This window comes from Xanthomonas sp. NCPPB 2922, from assembly GCF_041520885.1.
GTDB classification, from domain to species: Bacteria; Pseudomonadota; Gammaproteobacteria; order Xanthomonadales; family Xanthomonadaceae; genus Xanthomonas; species Xanthomonas campestris.
Window position 1 is genome coordinate 23,198 of sequence record NZ_JBGOFY010000005.1, and the last position, 14,954, is coordinate 38,151.

Annotated in this window: 13 protein-coding genes, 1 pseudogene and 1 riboswitch; all 14 genes and pseudogenes read left to right on the forward strand. The window is 68.5% G+C overall.

Annotated elements, in window-relative coordinates; translation table 11 throughout:
• Positions 1-124 precede the first annotated feature (124 nt).
• Positions 125-1,036, forward strand: coding sequence for a DUF6624 domain-containing protein (locus tag ACD584_RS08165; RefSeq protein WP_116923747.1), 912 nt, complete (start codon positions 125-127; stop codon positions 1,034-1,036).
• Positions 1,037-1,193: 157 nt separating this feature from the next.
• A pseudogene (locus ACD584_RS08170) lies at positions 1,194-2,480 on the forward strand (O-acetylhomoserine aminocarboxypropyltransferase/cysteine synthase family protein).
• Positions 2,481-3,036: 556 nt separating this feature from the next.
• A riboswitch (cobalamin riboswitch) is annotated at positions 3,037-3,260 on the forward strand.
• Positions 3,261-3,375: 115 nt separating this feature from the next.
• Entirely contained in the window at positions 3,376-5,253 is a 1,878-nt protein-coding gene (btuB, locus tag ACD584_RS08175) for a TonB-dependent vitamin B12 receptor (RefSeq protein ID WP_175611666.1), read from the forward strand.
• A 122-nt stretch (positions 5,254-5,375) separates the two neighbouring features.
• Positions 5,376-5,969: a hypothetical protein gene (locus ACD584_RS08180; protein ID WP_014508671.1), complete on the forward strand. Its 594-nt coding sequence runs from the start codon at positions 5,376-5,378 to the stop codon at positions 5,967-5,969.
• An 89-nt stretch (positions 5,970-6,058) separates the two neighbouring features.
• Positions 6,059-6,580, forward strand: a complete 522-nt coding sequence (locus ACD584_RS08185) for a hypothetical protein (protein ID WP_076037879.1) — start codon at positions 6,059-6,061, stop codon at positions 6,578-6,580.
• Positions 6,577-7,188 carry a cob(I)yrinic acid a,c-diamide adenosyltransferase gene (cobO, locus tag ACD584_RS08190; protein WP_012437634.1) on the forward strand — a complete coding sequence of 204 codons (612 nt, stop codon included), beginning with the start codon at positions 6,577-6,579 and terminating at the stop codon, positions 7,186-7,188. Before ACD584_RS08185 ends, cobO begins: the two co-directional genes overlap by 4 nt.
• Positions 7,189-7,190: 2 nt before the next feature.
• Positions 7,191-8,489, forward strand: a complete 1,299-nt coding sequence (locus ACD584_RS08195; RefSeq protein ID WP_076037033.1) for a cobyrinate a,c-diamide synthase — start codon at positions 7,191-7,193, stop codon at positions 8,487-8,489.
• Positions 8,490-8,511: 22 nt separating this feature from the next.
• Positions 8,512-9,423 (forward strand): adenosylcobinamide-phosphate synthase CbiB, encoded by a 912-nt coding sequence (cbiB, locus tag ACD584_RS08200; RefSeq protein WP_076037032.1) that lies wholly within the window; start codon positions 8,512-8,514, stop codon positions 9,421-9,423.
• A 138-nt stretch (positions 9,424-9,561) separates the two neighbouring features.
• The gene (cobD, locus tag ACD584_RS08205) at positions 9,562-10,545 is read left to right on the forward strand and encodes a threonine-phosphate decarboxylase CobD (RefSeq protein ID WP_076037031.1); all 984 of its coding nucleotides are present in this window, start codon (positions 9,562-9,564) and stop codon (positions 10,543-10,545) included.
• The gene (locus tag ACD584_RS08210) at positions 10,542-12,017 is read left to right on the forward strand and encodes a cobyric acid synthase (RefSeq protein ID WP_076037030.1); all 1,476 of its coding nucleotides are present in this window, start codon (positions 10,542-10,544) and stop codon (positions 12,015-12,017) included. Before cobD ends, ACD584_RS08210 begins: the two co-directional genes overlap by 4 nt.
• Positions 12,005-12,526, forward strand: coding sequence for a bifunctional adenosylcobinamide kinase/adenosylcobinamide-phosphate guanylyltransferase (cobU, locus tag ACD584_RS08215; RefSeq protein ID WP_011038175.1), 522 nt, complete (start codon positions 12,005-12,007; stop codon positions 12,524-12,526). The genes ACD584_RS08210 and cobU overlap by 13 nt, the downstream gene beginning before the upstream one ends.
• A complete protein-coding gene (gene cobT, locus ACD584_RS08220; RefSeq protein WP_014508664.1) occupies positions 12,523-13,569 on the forward strand; it encodes a nicotinate-nucleotide--dimethylbenzimidazole phosphoribosyltransferase in 1,047 nt (348 codons plus the stop codon). Before cobU ends, cobT begins: the two co-directional genes overlap by 4 nt.
• Positions 13,566-14,135, forward strand: coding sequence for a histidine phosphatase family protein (locus ACD584_RS08225; RefSeq protein WP_076037029.1), 570 nt, complete (start codon positions 13,566-13,568; stop codon positions 14,133-14,135). The genes cobT and ACD584_RS08225 overlap by 4 nt, the downstream gene beginning before the upstream one ends.
• A complete protein-coding gene (locus ACD584_RS08230; RefSeq protein ID WP_076037028.1) occupies positions 14,132-14,866 on the forward strand; it encodes an adenosylcobinamide-GDP ribazoletransferase in 735 nt (244 codons plus the stop codon). Before ACD584_RS08225 ends, ACD584_RS08230 begins: the two co-directional genes overlap by 4 nt.
• Positions 14,867-14,954: the final 88 nt, after the last annotated feature.

Here is a 14,954-nt window from a genome sequence, read left to right on the forward strand (position 1 = left end):
CGCAGTCACGATCGCCCCGCTGATGCGGGGCGATGTGTTTGGCGGAGGATCATTGGTAGCGGTGGGTGCGCGCCGCATCGGCACGGCGCTATGATCGTGGCAGGCACTCAGGCAAGGAATGCAGATGCGCATCTGTCATCTGCTTTTTGGCTTCTGCATGTCGATCACGTTGGCAGTTGCGGCTCACGCGGACGCACAGCCCGATTTCAAGGCAGCTGTCGATGCGTATCAGGCGCAAGACTACGCGCGCTGCGCGGAGATCCTGGGTGCGCTGCAAGGTGCCGTCATTCCGTTTCCCAGCAATGGCGAGCTTCTGTATGCCGAATGCCTGGCGGCGGCCGGGCAGACCGATCAAGCATTACGGTATCTCGATAATGAAATGCCGAGCAGATGTATTGCGGTGGAGGATCTGCGCAGCAAGGATCGTCCTGGGCTCAATCGGCTGCGCACGACGGCTGGATGGCCCGCGTTGCTAGCGAAAGCGGAGCATCTCAGCGCGCAGCAGACTGCAGCAGTGGATCAGCCATTGCGCAACGAGCTGCTGGCACGGGTTGAACAGGATCAAAGAGTCCGCCATGCCGCGATTGCTGTCGGCGGCAAGCCGGAAGACTGGGTACGTACCGCGCCAGTGGATCGCGACAATACGGCTTGGTTGAAGCAGGTGATTGCTCGCAAGGGCTGGCCAGGTCGTTCGCTGGTTGGTGAGGACGGCGCCAATGCTGCATGGACGCTGGTTCAGCATGCCGACGCGGACCTCGCCTTTCAGGAGCAGGCATTGAAGCTGATAGAGGCTGCGCTCACCAGACGCGATGTGGCGCCTAGCGAGGTCGCGCTGCTGACAGACCGCGTGTTGGTTGGACAGAATAGGCCGCAGCGCTACGGCACGCAGTTCAGGGCAGAGGCCGATGGCAGCATGGCGTTGCGGCCCACCGAAGATATCGCGGGACTGGAGGGCCGGCGTCGCGCCGTTGGGTTGCCGCCTATGGCTGAGTACAGACAAACCTTGCGTGAGGGGTATCGCGTGCCGGTGCGTTGATGGCATGCGTGCACGCGGTTGTATCCTGTTCGAACTTGGTGCGACTTCGATTCTGCGTTAGCGAACCTGCCCGCTGGCAATCTGCTCATAGCCGGCCGTCATGAGGCAGGCGCCGCAGGCCGGGTATCGTTGGGCCTCCTCCTGAGCGAGTCGCGCCATGACCGATCCGCAGTGGAAGCCTGAAACCATCGCCGTGCACGGTGGCTACCGTCCTGATCCCACCACCCGCGCGGTGGCGGTGCCGATCTATCAGACCGTGGCGTATGCCTTCGACGACACCCAGCATGGCGCGGACCTGTTCGACCTGAAAGTGCAGGGCAACATCTACAGCCGCATCATGAATCCCACCAACGACGTGCTGGAACAGCGCGTGGCTGCGCTGGAAGGCGGCATCGGTGCGCTGGCACTGGCGTCGGGGTAGGCGGCGGTGACCTATGCGATCCAGACCATCGCCGAGGTAGGCGACAACATCGTCTCCTCCAGCGCGCTGTATGGCGGCACCTACAATCTGTTCGCGCACACGCTGCCGCAGTTCGGTATCACCACGCGCTTTGCCGATTACCGCGATCCGCAGGCGTTTGCAGGCTTGATCGACGAGCGCACCAAGGCGGTGTTCGTCGAGTCGATCGGCAACCCGCGCGGCAACATCACCGACATCGAAGCGGTGGCCGCCGTGGCGCATGCGCACGGTGTGCCGCTGATCGTGGACAACACCGTCGCCACGCCGTCGCTGCTGCGGCCGATCGACTTCGGCGCAGATATCGTGGTGCATTCGCTGACCAAATACCTGGGCGGGCACGGCAACAGCATCGGCGGTGCGATCGTGGACAGCGGTCGCTTCCCGTGGGCGGCGCACAAGGCACGCTTTGCGCGTCTCAACGAGCCGGACGTGAGCTACCACGGCGTGGTCTATACCGAAGCCCTGGGCGAGGCCGCCTACATCGGCCGTGCGCGCGTGGTGCCGCTGCGCAATACCGGTGCGGCGTTGTCGCCGTTCAATGCATTCCTCATTTTGCAAGGCATCGAGACCCTGCCGCTGCGCATGGAGCGCATCAATGCCAACACGTTGGCGATTGCCCGGTATCTGCAGGAACACGCGCGCGTGGCCTGGGTCAATTACGCCGCATTGCCGGATCACCCCGAGCATGCGTTGGCGCAGAAGTATCTGGGCGGGCACGGCTCGGGCGTGTTGACCTTCGGCCTGCCGGGTGGACGCGCGGCGGGTGCGCGGTTTCTGGATGCGCTGCAGCTGTTCACACGGTTGGTCAACATTGGCGACGCCAAATCGCTGGCCACGCATCCGGCCTCCACCACGCACCGTCAGCTCGGCCCCGCCGAACTGGAGCATGCCGGCGTCAGCGAGGACACCGTGCGTTTGTCGATCGGGATCGAGCACATCGATGATCTGCTGGCGGATCTGGAGCAGGCGCTGCAGGGCGCGTGAGGTTTTTTAGCCCATCTCCTGTCGGGGCGCGGAGCGGGGTTGGGGGTGAGGCCTAGCGAAGCACGACGCCTGTCGGTACTGGCATCGGGAAGCGCGGCAGCGCGGCCGGGGATCGGCTCTTCGGCTCGGTCAGACATCCTGTCTGACGCGCCGCGCGGCACATCCGTGTGCCGCTCTCCGCCAATCCCCGGCCACGCTGCCGCCTCGGTACGTTGCGTCCATGACCTGGAAATTTTGAACAAGCCAAGATGCGTGCTTGAGCCCCTCTCTCCTCGGGAACGGCTAGCCCCTCTCCCGCTGGGAGAGGGGTTGGGGTGAGGGTACGGGGGCAAAGCCCACTCCTATGTGCGAGATGAAGCGCGGTGGCGGACGTGCTGGCAACCCCGGCATGCGGCTCCAGACATGGCATGCGGCTTCGCCCCGTACCCTCATCCGCCCCTTCGGGGCACCTTCTCCCGGTGGGAGAAGGAATCGGCAATTCACCGCCCCGGCGCGAGGCGTCGCGCTGCGCTTGGCCGGTTGCCGGAGACTGCCGAGGCGCCCCAGCCAATCCTGCTACCATGCGCGCCCCTGAGGTGACTGCCGGAATTGCGGTGGTTTAAACGGGAATCCGGTGCGCGCATCGCCTTGGCGAGACGCAAGTCCGGAGCTGCCCCCGCAACGGTGGGCGAGGTCAGGTGCCGCAACACGCCACTGTGCACATGCATGGGAAGGCGCGGTACCGGAGGCGCAGGCTTCCACTCGCGAGCCCGGAGACCGGCCTGAGGGATTGACCCGGCACGCGGTGGGCGTGGCCTTGTGCGTCTGGTGCTTGCGCGCCGGACGCCTGGCCCGTTGCTGCCTGCCGCCCCCATTGCCCCCGCGCGGGTTGGCGCGGTTCCTGGAGCAGCAGTTGATGTCCCTTTCTTCCGTTTCGCCGTGCCGTGCCGTGCTGGCCGTGTGCCTGTCGATGTGCGTGGCCGCGCTGGCCCAGGCCGAGGCCGCTGTCGATCTCGACCAGGTGGTGGTCACCGCCACGCGCACCGCGCAGACCCAGGACCAGACCCTGGCGCCGGTGACGGTGATCGACCGTGCGCAGATCGAGCGCCGCCAGATCAATTCGCTGCAGGACCTGTTGCGCGGCGAAGCCGGCGTGTCGCTGGCCAATAACGGCGGCCCCGGCAAGCAGACCTCGCTGTTCCTGCGCGGCACCGAGGCCGACCACCTGGTGGTGCTGGTGGACGGCGTGCGTGTCGGCTCGGCCACTGCCGGCGGCGCGGCGTTGCAGGACATCCCGTTCGAGCAGATCGAACGGATCGAGATCGTGCGTGGCCCGTTCTCCAGCCTGTACGGCTCCGAGGCGCTTGGCGGCGTCATCCAGTTATTTACCCGGCGTCCGGAAGGCCGCTTCGTGCCGACCTTCAGCGCTGCGGCCGGGAGCGACAATGCGCTCCGCTACAGCGCCGGCGTGGCCGGGCGCAGCGATGGCGATCTGGGCGAGCGCGGCGGTTGGTATTCGGTCAACGCGGTGCACGACGAGACCGACGGCATCAACGCCTACCTGGACACCCGCTCCAGCAGCTACGACCCGGACCGCGACGGCTACCGCAACGATTCGTTGAATGTGCAGGGCGGTTGGCGCTTCAACCGCCAGTGGGATGCCGACGTGCACGCCTTGCGCGCGCAGAGCCGCAACGAATACGACGGCTCGGCCTTTGGCGGCAACCTGTCCAAGGGTGTGCAGCAAGCCGTGGGCGGCCGCGTGCGGTATGCGCCGACCGACGCGTTCAAGCTCACGGCCAGCCTCGGGAGCAGCGTGGATTTCAGCGATGCGTATTTCGACGGCACCTATGTATCCACCTACGACACGCGGCGCAAGCAGGGTTCGTTGCAGGCCGATGTGGATGCCGGCCCGGGCTTGCTGACGGTGGGGTTTGACTGGCAGCGCGATGCGATTGCCAGCAGCGACACCTACGATGCCGACAGCCGCATCGACCGCGCTGCATTCGCGCAGTGGCAGCAGAGCTTCGGCACGCAGTCGCTGCAGGCCAGCCTGCGTCGCAACGACAACAGCCAGTTCGGTGGCAAGACCACCGGCAGCCTGCTGTGGGGCTGGGATATTGCCGCGCATCTGCGTGTGACCGCCAGCTACGGTACCGCGTTCAAGGCGCCCACGTTCAACGAGTTGTATTACCCGGACTACGGCAATCCGCTGCTGGGGCCGGAAACCTCCAGGAGCGCCGAGCTGGGCCTGCGTGGCAACTACGACTGGGGCACCTGGACGCTGAGCGCGTTCCAGACCCGCATCGATGATCTGATTGCCTACGATGCCGGGCTGGTGGATGCCACGCATCCGTTCGGCCAGCCAAACAATATCGACCAGGCGCGCATCCGCGGCGTGGAAGCCGGCTACGACACCGAACTGGCCGGCTGGACCGTGCGTAGCGCGCTGACCTGGCTGGACCCGCGTGCCGATGGCGACGTCAACCATGGCAACTGGCTGCCGCGGCGTGCACGCCAGAGCGGGCGCATCGATGCGGACCGCAGCTTCGGCGCGTTCGGCGTGGGCGCCAGCCTGTTCGGCGCCGGCAAGCGCTACGACGACCTGGCCAACAGCGACCGCCTGGCCGGTTACGGCCTGCTCGATCTGCGTGTGAGCTATGCGGTGAACGCAGACTGGAAGGTGTCGCTGAGCGCCAACAACGTGTTCGACCGCCAGTACGAAACCGCGCGCTGGTACAACCAGCCGGGGCGCGCCTACCTGCTGACGTTGCGTTATCACCCGGCGCAGTAACCCTGCTCCGTACAGCGTGCAGGTGGACCAAGGCGGCAACCGGAATCGCCACGCACGCGGCGATTCCGGCGCTCGCGTTGCCGCCACCTGCAGTTGATGTCACGCCCTGAAGGAGATTGCCGATGCTGCCGCTATCCCGTCCTGCCGAACGCGCGGTGTTCATTGCCGCGCTGCTGGTGATGACCGCCACGCGCTTTCACCACACCAGCGATTGGCTGCATCTGCCGGATGCGTCCATGGCGCTGTTCTTTCTCGGTGGCCTGGCGCTGCGGCGGCATCGGTATTTCATCGGACTGCTGCTGATGTCGGTGCTGATCGATTGGGCGGCGGTGACGCTGGCCGGTGTCAGTGACTTCTGCATCACCGCGGCCTACGCCGCGTTGCCGTTCGCCTATGGCGTGCTGTGGTACGCCGGTAGCGCGTTGCACGCGCGCGTGGGCCGCAGTGCAGTAGCCCTGGGCGGTGTGTGGTGCGTGGGCGTGCTGGCTGCGGCGGTGTCGTTTCTGATCTCCAATGCGGCGTTCTACTGGTGGGGCGGGCGTTATGCCGATCCGCATTGGGGCCAGTATCTGGCGCGTGCCTGGCAATGGGGGCCGCTGTTCGTGCGCACCACTGCGCTGTATCTGGCGGTGGCGTTGCTGGCGGGGTGGTGCGTGTTGCGCTGGCGTGCCACGCGACGCAACGCGGCCAGTGCATCTGCGCTGGAGCTGTCGTGAGCGCGGTGCGCCTGCCCTGGCGCGGCAGTGAGGGACTCACTGCGCACGGTGCCGCGGCCTGGACCGGCGGACTGCTGTTGGCCGCGTTGATGGTATGCACGCGCGGCCAGCATGTGGCCAGTCTGGATGGCTTGCCGAGCGCGTCCTGGGCAGTGTTCTTCCTGGCCGGCGCCTTGCTGCGGCCGGTGTGGATGTTGCCGCTGTTGTTCGCGCTGGCCTCGGCGCTGGACCTGGCCGGCATGGCCGCCGGCAGCCTCTCCGATTGGTGCGTGTCGCCGGCGTATTGGGCCTTGGCGCTGGCCTACGCGGCGTTGTGGTGTGGCGACCGCGCGTATGCGATGCGGCTGCACCGCGGTGGGTGGCGCGATCTGCCGCGCCTGTTGCTGGCGCTGCTGCTCAGTGGCAGCGTGGCCTATCTGTTATCGAAGGGCGGGTTCTATGTCTTTTCCGGGCGCTACCCACAGGCCTCGCTGGCAGGGTTCATTGCGCGGGTGCCGCAGTATTACCCGCCGGCGCTCGGTGGCCTGGCCGCTTATGTGGGCGCCGTGCTGGCCGTACGTGCAAGCGTGCATGCTGTGATCCCGCGTTCCACCCTTGGAGTTGGCACATGAGTACACCCGAGCACGACGACGCGCACTACCGCGAACGCGCGCAACGCAAGAAGGAACTGGTGGACCGGCGCATCGCACGTGCGGTGATCGATCGCGGCGTGTTGCTGGTCAATACCGGTAACGGCAAGGGCAAGAGTTCGTCCGGCTTCGGCATGCTGGCGCGCTCGCTGGGCCACGGGCTTTACTGCGGCGTGGTGCAGTTCATCAAGGGCACGTTTTCTACCGGCGAAGAAGCGTTTTTCCGCCGCTTTCCGGATCTGCTCGACTATCACGTGATGGGCGAAGGGTTTACCTGGGAAACCCAGGACCGCGAACGCGACATCGCCGCTGCACAGGCGGCCTGGCAGCTGGCGCGCGGCATGCTGGCCGACCCGCGCTACGACTTCGTGCTGCTGGACGAGCTCAACATCGCGTTGGTCAAGGAGTACGTTGCGTTGGAGGAGGTGCTGGCCGCTGTCGCTGCGCGGCCGCCACGCCAGCATGTGGTGATCACCGGGCGCGGCGCGCCGGCCGGCCTGATCGAGGCGGCCGATACGGTCACCGAGATGCGGCTGGTCAAGCACGCCTTCAACGCCGGCATCAAGGCACAGCTCGGCGTCGAGTTGTAGCCGTGACACTGCCCGCACACTGCCCCGCGTTGCTGGTGTCCGCGCCTGCCTCCGGGCAGGGCAAGACCAGCGTGACTGCTGCGTTGGCGCGCTGGCATACGCGGCAGGGGCGGCGCGTGCGGGTGTTCAAGACCGGGCCGGATTTTCTCGACCCACTGCTGCTCGAACGCGCCAGCGGCGCGCCGGTGTTTCAGCTGGATCTGTGGATGACCGGCGAGGCGGACATCCGTCAGCGCCTGCATGCCGCCGCGTGCGACGCCGATCTGCTGTTGATCGAAGGCGTGATGGGGCTGTTCGACGGCGCCCCCTCCAGCGCCGATCTGGCCGTGCACTTCGGCATTCCGGTGCTGGCGGTGATCGATGGCGCAGCCATGGCGCAGACCTTCGGCGCGTTGGCGCTTGGGCTGGCCCGCTATCGCGACGATCTGCCGCTGTATGGCGTGGCCGCCAACCGCATCGGCAGCGCGCATCACGCCCGCCTGCTGCGCGACAGCGTGCCGCCTCCGCTGCAGTGGCTGGGTGCATTGCCGCGTGCGCTGGCGTTGCAGTTGCCCGAGCGGCACCTGGGCCTGGTGGCCGCTGCCGAAGTGGCCGACCTGGAGCAACGCCTGGACGCGCTGGCCGATGCCTGGGCCGCGCATGCGTCCACCGCGTTGCCGCCGCCACTGCAGTTCGCGCCGCCGGACGCTCACACAGCGATTGCACCCGTGCTGCAGGGCGTGCGCATTGCCATCGCCCGCGATGCGGCGTTCTGCTTTGCGTATCCGGCCAATCTGGAACTGCTGGCGGCAGCCGGTGCGCACCTGCAGTTCTTTTCGCCGATCGCCGGTGATGCGCTGCCGGACTGCGATGCGGTGTGGCTGCCGGGCGGATACCCGGAACTGCATCTGCAGGCCTTGTCGCAGCGTCGCGATCTGGCTGTGGCATTGCGTGCGCACTGCGCACAAGGCAAGCCGCTGCTGGCCGAATGCGGCGGCATGCTGTTCCTGCTGGAAGCATTGACCGGCAAGGATGGCATCAGCGCACCGATGGCCGGCCTGCTGCCCGGCACAGCCGCGCTGCAGGCACGCTCGGTGGCGCTGGGCTTGCAGGAGGTCGCATTGCCGGAAGGCACGTTGCGCGGGCATACCTTCCACTACGCACGCGCCAGCATCGCGCTCAGCCCCTTGGTACATGCGCGCAATCCCAACACCGGGCCCAGTGCCGAGCCGGTGTACCGGCAAGGGCGGATGACGGCGAGCTTCGTGCATTTCTATTTCCCGTCCAATCCGGGCGCAGCCATGGCGTTGTTTCTGCCATGACGCCCTGTTACGCCATCGCATCATGCTGCTGCTGATGGCCACCGCTGCGGTGTTGCTGGATCTGCTGCTGGGCGAACCCCGGCGCGCGCATCCGCTGGTGCTGTTCGGCGGCTGGGCGCAGCGCATCGAAGCGCGGCTGCACCGCGACACGCGCGCCGCCGGTGTGCTGGCCTGGTGCGTGGCAGTGCTGCCGTGGGCCGCCGCGGCCGCGCTGGTGCAACTCGCGCTGTGGTGGTGGTCGGCCTGGGCCGGCGCGGCATTCGCGGCGGTGGCGCTGTATCTGGCGCTCGGCCTGCGCAGCCTGGGCGAACATGCGGTGCCGGTGGCACAGGCCTTGCGTGCGGGCGACCTGCCTGCGGCGCGCGCGGCAGTGGGTCGCATCGTCAGCCGCGACACTGCTACTCTCGATGAGGCACAAGTGGCGGCAGCCGCCACCGAATCGGTGCTGGACAATGGCAGCGACGCGGTGTTTGCCGCGTTGTTCTGGGGCGTGCTGCTGGGCGCGCCGGGTGCGGTGCTGTATCGCCTGTCCAACACCCTGGATGCAATGTGGGGCTATCGCACGCCGCGCTATCAGCGCTTCGGCTGGGCGGCCGCGCGCATGGATGATGCGCTCAACTGGCTGCCGGCGCGCATGACCGCGCTCACCTACGCCGTGCTCGGGCAGACCCGTGCCGGTGTGCGTTGCGCGTGGCGGCAAGGGCGCGGCTGGAAGAGCCCCAACGCCGGCCCGGTGATGGCGGCTGGCGCCGGTGCGCTGCAGGTGCAACTGGGTGGCCCGGCGCCGTACCACGGACAGTGGCAACACCGCCCGTCCCTGGGCGAGGGCGCTGCCGCCGATGCAGGCAGCGTGTTGCGTGCGCTCTGGCTGGTCCGCGCTGGCGTGGCGCTGTGGCTGTTGCTGGCGGGCCTGGCAACTGCGGTGCTGCGATGACCCCGCACGTCCAGCACGGTGTACGCGTGCCCCTGCGCCATGCGTCCTGCACGTCGCCGTTGCGCTGGCCAGTGCACACAGCCGGTTGTGCGCCTGGCAAGCCGTGTTGCGATTCCCATTGGATGACTGGAGCCAAGCATGCTTGAACACGGTGGACGCCTGCGCCGCGCTGCGCAGAGCTATGGCATTGCGCTGGAACACTGGCTGGATCTGTCCACCGGCGTCAGCCCGTTCGCCTGGCCGGTGCCGGCCATTCCGGCGCAGCACTGGCAGCGCCTGCCCGAGGACGACGATGGCCTGGCCGCATCTGCCGCCGCCTATTACGGCGCGCCGCAGCTGCTGCCGGTGGCCGGCTCGCAGGCCGCGATCCAGGCACTGCCGACGCTGCGCGCACCCAGCCGCGTGGGCGTGCTGGCACCGGGCTACGCGGAACACGCACAGGCCTGGCAGCGCGCCGGTCACACCGTGCTGCCGATGCCGGCACAGCCGCTGTTGCAGGCGGACGCGCACTGCGACGTCATCGTCTTGATCCATCCGAACAATCCCTGCGCCGACACCTTCGACAGCGCCGCGCTGCTGCAGCTGCATGCGCGGCTGGCTGCACGTGGTGGCTGGCTGGTGGTGGACGAAGCCTTCATGGATGCAACGCCACAGCACAGCCTGTGCGCACACACGCACTTGCCCGGGCTGGTGGTGTTGCGCTCGGTGGGCAAGTTCTTCGGCATGGCCGGGGCGCGTGCGGGATTTGTGTGTGCGCACGCCACGTTGCTGGAGGCGCTGCGCGAGCAGCTGGGGCCATGGACGCTGGCCGGCCCCACCCGCTGGGCCGTGCAGCAGGCGTTGATGGATACGCACTGGCAGACGCAGGCACGCACGCGCCTGCATAGTGCCTCGCAACGCCTGGCCGCGCTGTTGACCACGCACGGGCTGGCGCCGGCCGCAGGCACGGCGTTCTTCCAGTGGTGCCGCCGCGACGATGCGCCTGCACTGCACACCGCGCTGGCGCAGCGCGGCATTCTCACCCGCCTGTTCGAGACGCCCGCCAGCCTGCGCTTCGGGCTGCCGCCGGATGTCGCCGGCGAAGCGCGCCTGGCCGCTGCCCTGCAGGCACTGCAGGCATGAGTGCGCGCGTGCTGATGGTGCAGGGCTGCACCTCCGATGCGGGCAAGAGCACGTTGGTGGCCGCGCTGTGCCGCTGGCTGCATCGTCAAGGCGTTGCGGTGGCTCCGTTCAAGCCGCAGAACATGGCACTCAATTCCGCGGTCACCGTGGATGGCGGCGAAATCGGCCGGGCCCAGGCAGTGCAGGCGCAGGCCTGCGGGTTGCCGCCGCACACCGATTTCAACCCGGTGCTGCTCAAGCCCAACAGCGACACCGGCGCGCAGGTGATCGTGCACGGGCATCCGGTGGCCACGCTGGATGCGGTGGGGTACCACGCCTACAAACGCACCGCACGCACGGCGGTGCTGGCCTCGCACGCGCGGCTGGTGGAACGCTTCGACGTGCTGCTGGTGGAAGGTGCCGGCAGCCCGGCGGAAATCAATCTGCGTGAACACGACATCGCCAATATGGGTTACGCCGAGGCGGTGGATTGCGCAGTGATCCTGATCGCCGACATCGACCGCGGCGGTGTGTTCGCCCATCTGGTCGGCACGCTGGCGTTGCTGTCGCCGAGCGAGCGCGCACGGGTGGCCGGCTTTGTGATCAATCGCTTCCGTGGCGACCTTGCGCTGCTGCAGCCCGGCCTGGACTGGCTGGAGCGCGAAACCGGCAAACCGGTGCTCGGCGTGTTGCCGTATCTGCATGGCCTGCAGCTCGATGCCGAGGACGCCTTGCTGCGCGGCCCGGTGCACAAGCCGCAGGCGCGCCTGCGCGTGGCGGTGCCGGTGTTGCCGCGGATCAGCAACCACACCGATCTGGACGCCTTGCTGGCGCACCCGCAGGTGGACGTGCAGCTGATCGGGCCAGGCCAGTCACCCACGCCGTGCGACCTGATCGTGCTGCCAGGCAGCAAGTCCACCCGCCAGGATCTGGCCTGGCTGCGCGCGCAGGGTTGGGAAGCGGCGATCGCGCGGCATCTGCGCTACGGCGGCAAGCTGCTCGGCATCTGCGGCGGCCTGCAGATGCTGGGCGAACAGGTGCACGACCCGCACGGCATCGAAGGCGCACCCGGCAGCAGCGCCGGGCTGGGCTGGCTGGCACTGCAAACCGCATTGCAGCCGCACAAGCAATTGCACCGCGTCGGTGGCCGGTTGCTGCCCAGTGGCGCGGCGGTCAGCGGCTACGAAATCCATTGCGGCCTCAGCACCGGTGCGGCGCTGGCGCGGCCGCTGCTGCAGCTGGACGATGGCCGCAGTGACGGTGCAGTGTCCGAGGATGGTCAGGTCATGGGCACCTATCTGCACGGCATCTTCGACCACCCCGCGGCGCTGGCCGCACTGCTCGCCTGGGCCGGGCTTGCCGACGCCGCACCGCTGGATCTGGCCAGCCTGCGCGAAGCCACGCTCGAACGCCTGGCCGACACCGTGCACGCCCATCTGGACGTCGCCGCACTGACGCGGCTCACCCTGGGGGAGCCGGCATGCGCCAGTTGATCCTGGGCGGCGCGCGCTCGGGCAAGAGCGCGTTCGCCGAGCGCATTGCTGCCGCCTCCGGGCTGGAGGTGGTGTATCTGGCCACCGCGCAGGCCTTCGATGGCGAAATGGCCGCGCGCATCGCCCATCACCGTGGCAGCCGCCCGGCGCACTGGCAGTGCGTGGAAGAACCCATCGCGTTGGCCGCCAGCCTGCAGGCGGTGGCCGCACCGGGCCGCTGCGTGCTGGTGGATTGCCTCACGCTGTGGCTGAGCAACCTGCTGGGCCACCCGGACAGCGCGGTGTTCGCACGTGAGCGCGAGGCGCTGCTGGCCACGCTTGGCCAGTTGCCCGGGCAACTTGTGCTGGTCAGCAACGAGGTGGGGCAGGGCATCGTTCCGCTGGGCGAACTGACGCGCCGGTTTGTCGACGAAGCCGGCCGGCTGCACCAGGCATTGGCGCTACAGTGCGAGCGGGTCGTGTTCGTGGTGGCCGGCCTGCCCATGGTGTTGAAAGGAGAGGCGGTGTGAGTATCGAGTGGATCCAGGGTGCCTGCGCGGTGCCGGATGCGCGGGTGCAGGCAGCGGCGCTGGCGCGGCAGGAGCAATTGACCAAGCCGCCCGGTGCGCTGGGCCGGCTGGAGCAACTGGCGGTGCAATTTGCCGCCTGGCAACGCAACGAACAACCCACCGTGCAACGCATCTGGATTGCGGTGTATGCCGCCGACCACGGCGTGGCCGCTGAAGGCGTGTCGATGTTTCCGCAGGCGGTGACCGGCGAGATGGTGCGCAACTTCGCGCGCGGCGGTGCGGCCATTGCGGTGCTGGCGCGCGAACTCGGCGCCCGGCTGGAGGTGGTGAACCTGGGCGTGGTCAACGACCCCGGCGAGTTGCCACGGGTCCGCCGCGCCTGGATCGCGCCGGCGTGCGCCAATATCTGTGAGCAGGCGGCGATGACGCCGGCGCAATTGCGCGACGCATTGGCGGCCGGCGCAGAGAGCATCGCGCAGGCACGCACCTGCGGTACACAGCTGTTTGTCGGCGGCGAAATGGGCATCGGCAACAGCACCGCCGCTGCCGCGCTGAGCTGCGCGCTGCTCTCGCAATTTCCGCAGGCCATGGCCGGGGCCGGCACCGGCCTGGATGCCGAAGGCATTGCGCACAAGGCCACCGTGATCACCCGCGCGCTGGCCGTGCATGCCGACGCCGCCACACCGCTGGAGCGGCTGCGCCGGCTTGGCGGTTTCGAAATCGCCGCGCTGGTCGGGGCCTATATCGCGGCCGCGCAGGCCGGCATCCCGGTGCTGGTGGATGGCTTCATCAGCACTGCCGCGGCGCTGGTGGCGGTGCATCTGAATCCCGGCGTGCGCGAATGGCTGTTGTTCGGCCATCGCTCGCAGGAGCGCGGCCATGCCGCCTTGCTCCGCGCGCTGGAGGCCGAGCCGCTGCTGCAACTGGACCTGCGCCTGGGCGAAGCCAGCGGCGCGGCGGTGGCCATCCCGCTGCTGCGCACCGCCTGCGCCCTGCACAACGGCATGGCGACCTTCGCCGAGGCCGGGGTTTCCGACGCATGAGCGCGCAGATCACCTTGCTGCGGCATGGCGACACCGGCCAGCGCAGCTACCGCGGCCAGCTCGACGACCCGCTCACCGCCACCGGCTGGCAGCAGCTGCGCGAGGCCACCGCCGCGGGCGAATGGGATGTGGTGGTGGCCTCCACGCTGCAGCGCTGCGCCTTGTTCGCGACCGAATTCGCCACGGCGCGCGGCCTGCCGTTGCAATTGGATCCCCGCTTGCGCGAATACCACTTCGGCCGCTGGCAGGGCGTACCGGTGGCCGAGATCGATCGCGATGAAGGCGCGGCGCTGGGGCGCTTCTGGTCGGACCCGCTGCGGTATCCGCCACCGGAGGCCGAGCCGTTCGAGGCGTTCTGCGCGCGGCTGGCTGCGGCGCTGGATGCGATCGTGGCCACTTACCCTGCGCAGCGCGTGCTGGTGGTGACCCATGGCGGTGCGATCCGCGCGTTGTGCTGCCTGGTTGCGGGCGATGGCTTCGGCCACATGACCGAGCTGGCAGTGCCGCATGCCTCGCTGCATCCGCTGCGCTGGCCGCCGATGACTGTGGCCACCGCGCAGGCATGATCGATGGGCTGCTTGCGGCGGTTGGCTTCCTGACCCGCATCCCGGTGCCGGCCTGGGCATTTGCCCGCCCCGGCGCGCAGGCGCGTTCGCTGCCGTGGTACCCGCTGGTCGGGCTGCTGCTGGGCGTCTTGCTGCTGGCGCTGACGTGGTGCCTGCGCGGCGCCGCTCCGCTGCTGGCCGCCGCCATCGTGCTGAGCAGCTGGGTCTGGCTGACCGGCGCGCTGCACGTGGATGGGCTGGCCGACAGCACCGATGCCTGGGTTGGTGGCATGGGCGACCGCGCACGCACGCTGGCCATCATGAAGGACCCCACCAGCGGCCCGATGGCGGTGACTGCGGTGGTGCTGATGCTGTTGCTCAAGTGCGCCGCGCTGACGACATTGTTGCCGGCTGCGCCAGCGGCGCTGTGGCTGGCGCCGCTGTTGGCGCGCGCTGCGGTGGTGGCGGCATTTGCGAGCACGCCGTATGTGCGCGCCGGCGGCCTGGGAAGCGCACTGGCGGGCGCCAGCCGCACGGTCTGCGTGCTGGCCGTGGCCGCTGCAGTGGGCGTTGCCTGCATGGCGGGCCCTGCACGTGCGGCGCTTGCCTGCGGGATCGCTGCGCTGGTGTTTACGCTGTGGCGGCGCGCCTGCCTGCACCGGCTCGGTGGCATGACCGGCGATACCTGCGGCGCACTGATCGAACTCAGCGAGACCGCGGTGCTGGTGGGCCTGGCGGTGTACGCCGGTTAGGCATTGCCTGCGCGTGGTTGAGTACGCTGCGGGTTGGCATGCTGCGCAAGATCGGGACCGCACACGCCCGCGTGTTCGGCGATGCTGG

Coding starts and splice junctions, on each gene's coding strand:
- ACD584_RS08165 (WP_116923747.1), top strand. CDS start 125: ATGCGCATCTGTCATCTGCTTTTTGGCTTCTGCATGTCGATCACGTTG.
- btuB (WP_175611666.1), top strand. CDS start 3,376: ATGTCCCTTTCTTCCGTTTCGCCGTGCCGTGCCGTGCTGGCCGTGTGC.
- ACD584_RS08180 (WP_014508671.1), top strand. CDS start 5,376: ATGCTGCCGCTATCCCGTCCTGCCGAACGCGCGGTGTTCATTGCCGCG.
- ACD584_RS08185 (WP_076037879.1), top strand. CDS start 6,059: ATGGTATGCACGCGCGGCCAGCATGTGGCCAGTCTGGATGGCTTGCCG.
- cobO (WP_012437634.1), top strand. CDS start 6,577: ATGAGTACACCCGAGCACGACGACGCGCACTACCGCGAACGCGCGCAA.
- cbiB (WP_076037032.1), top strand. CDS start 8,512: ATGCTGCTGCTGATGGCCACCGCTGCGGTGTTGCTGGATCTGCTGCTG.
- cobD (WP_076037031.1), top strand. CDS start 9,562: ATGCTTGAACACGGTGGACGCCTGCGCCGCGCTGCGCAGAGCTATGGC.
- ACD584_RS08210 (WP_076037030.1), top strand. CDS start 10,542: ATGAGTGCGCGCGTGCTGATGGTGCAGGGCTGCACCTCCGATGCGGGC.
- cobU (WP_011038175.1), top strand. CDS start 12,005: ATGCGCCAGTTGATCCTGGGCGGCGCGCGCTCGGGCAAGAGCGCGTTC.
- ACD584_RS08225 (WP_076037029.1), top strand. CDS start 13,566: ATGAGCGCGCAGATCACCTTGCTGCGGCATGGCGACACCGGCCAGCGC.
- ACD584_RS08230 (WP_076037028.1), top strand. CDS start 14,132: ATGATCGATGGGCTGCTTGCGGCGGTTGGCTTCCTGACCCGCATCCCG.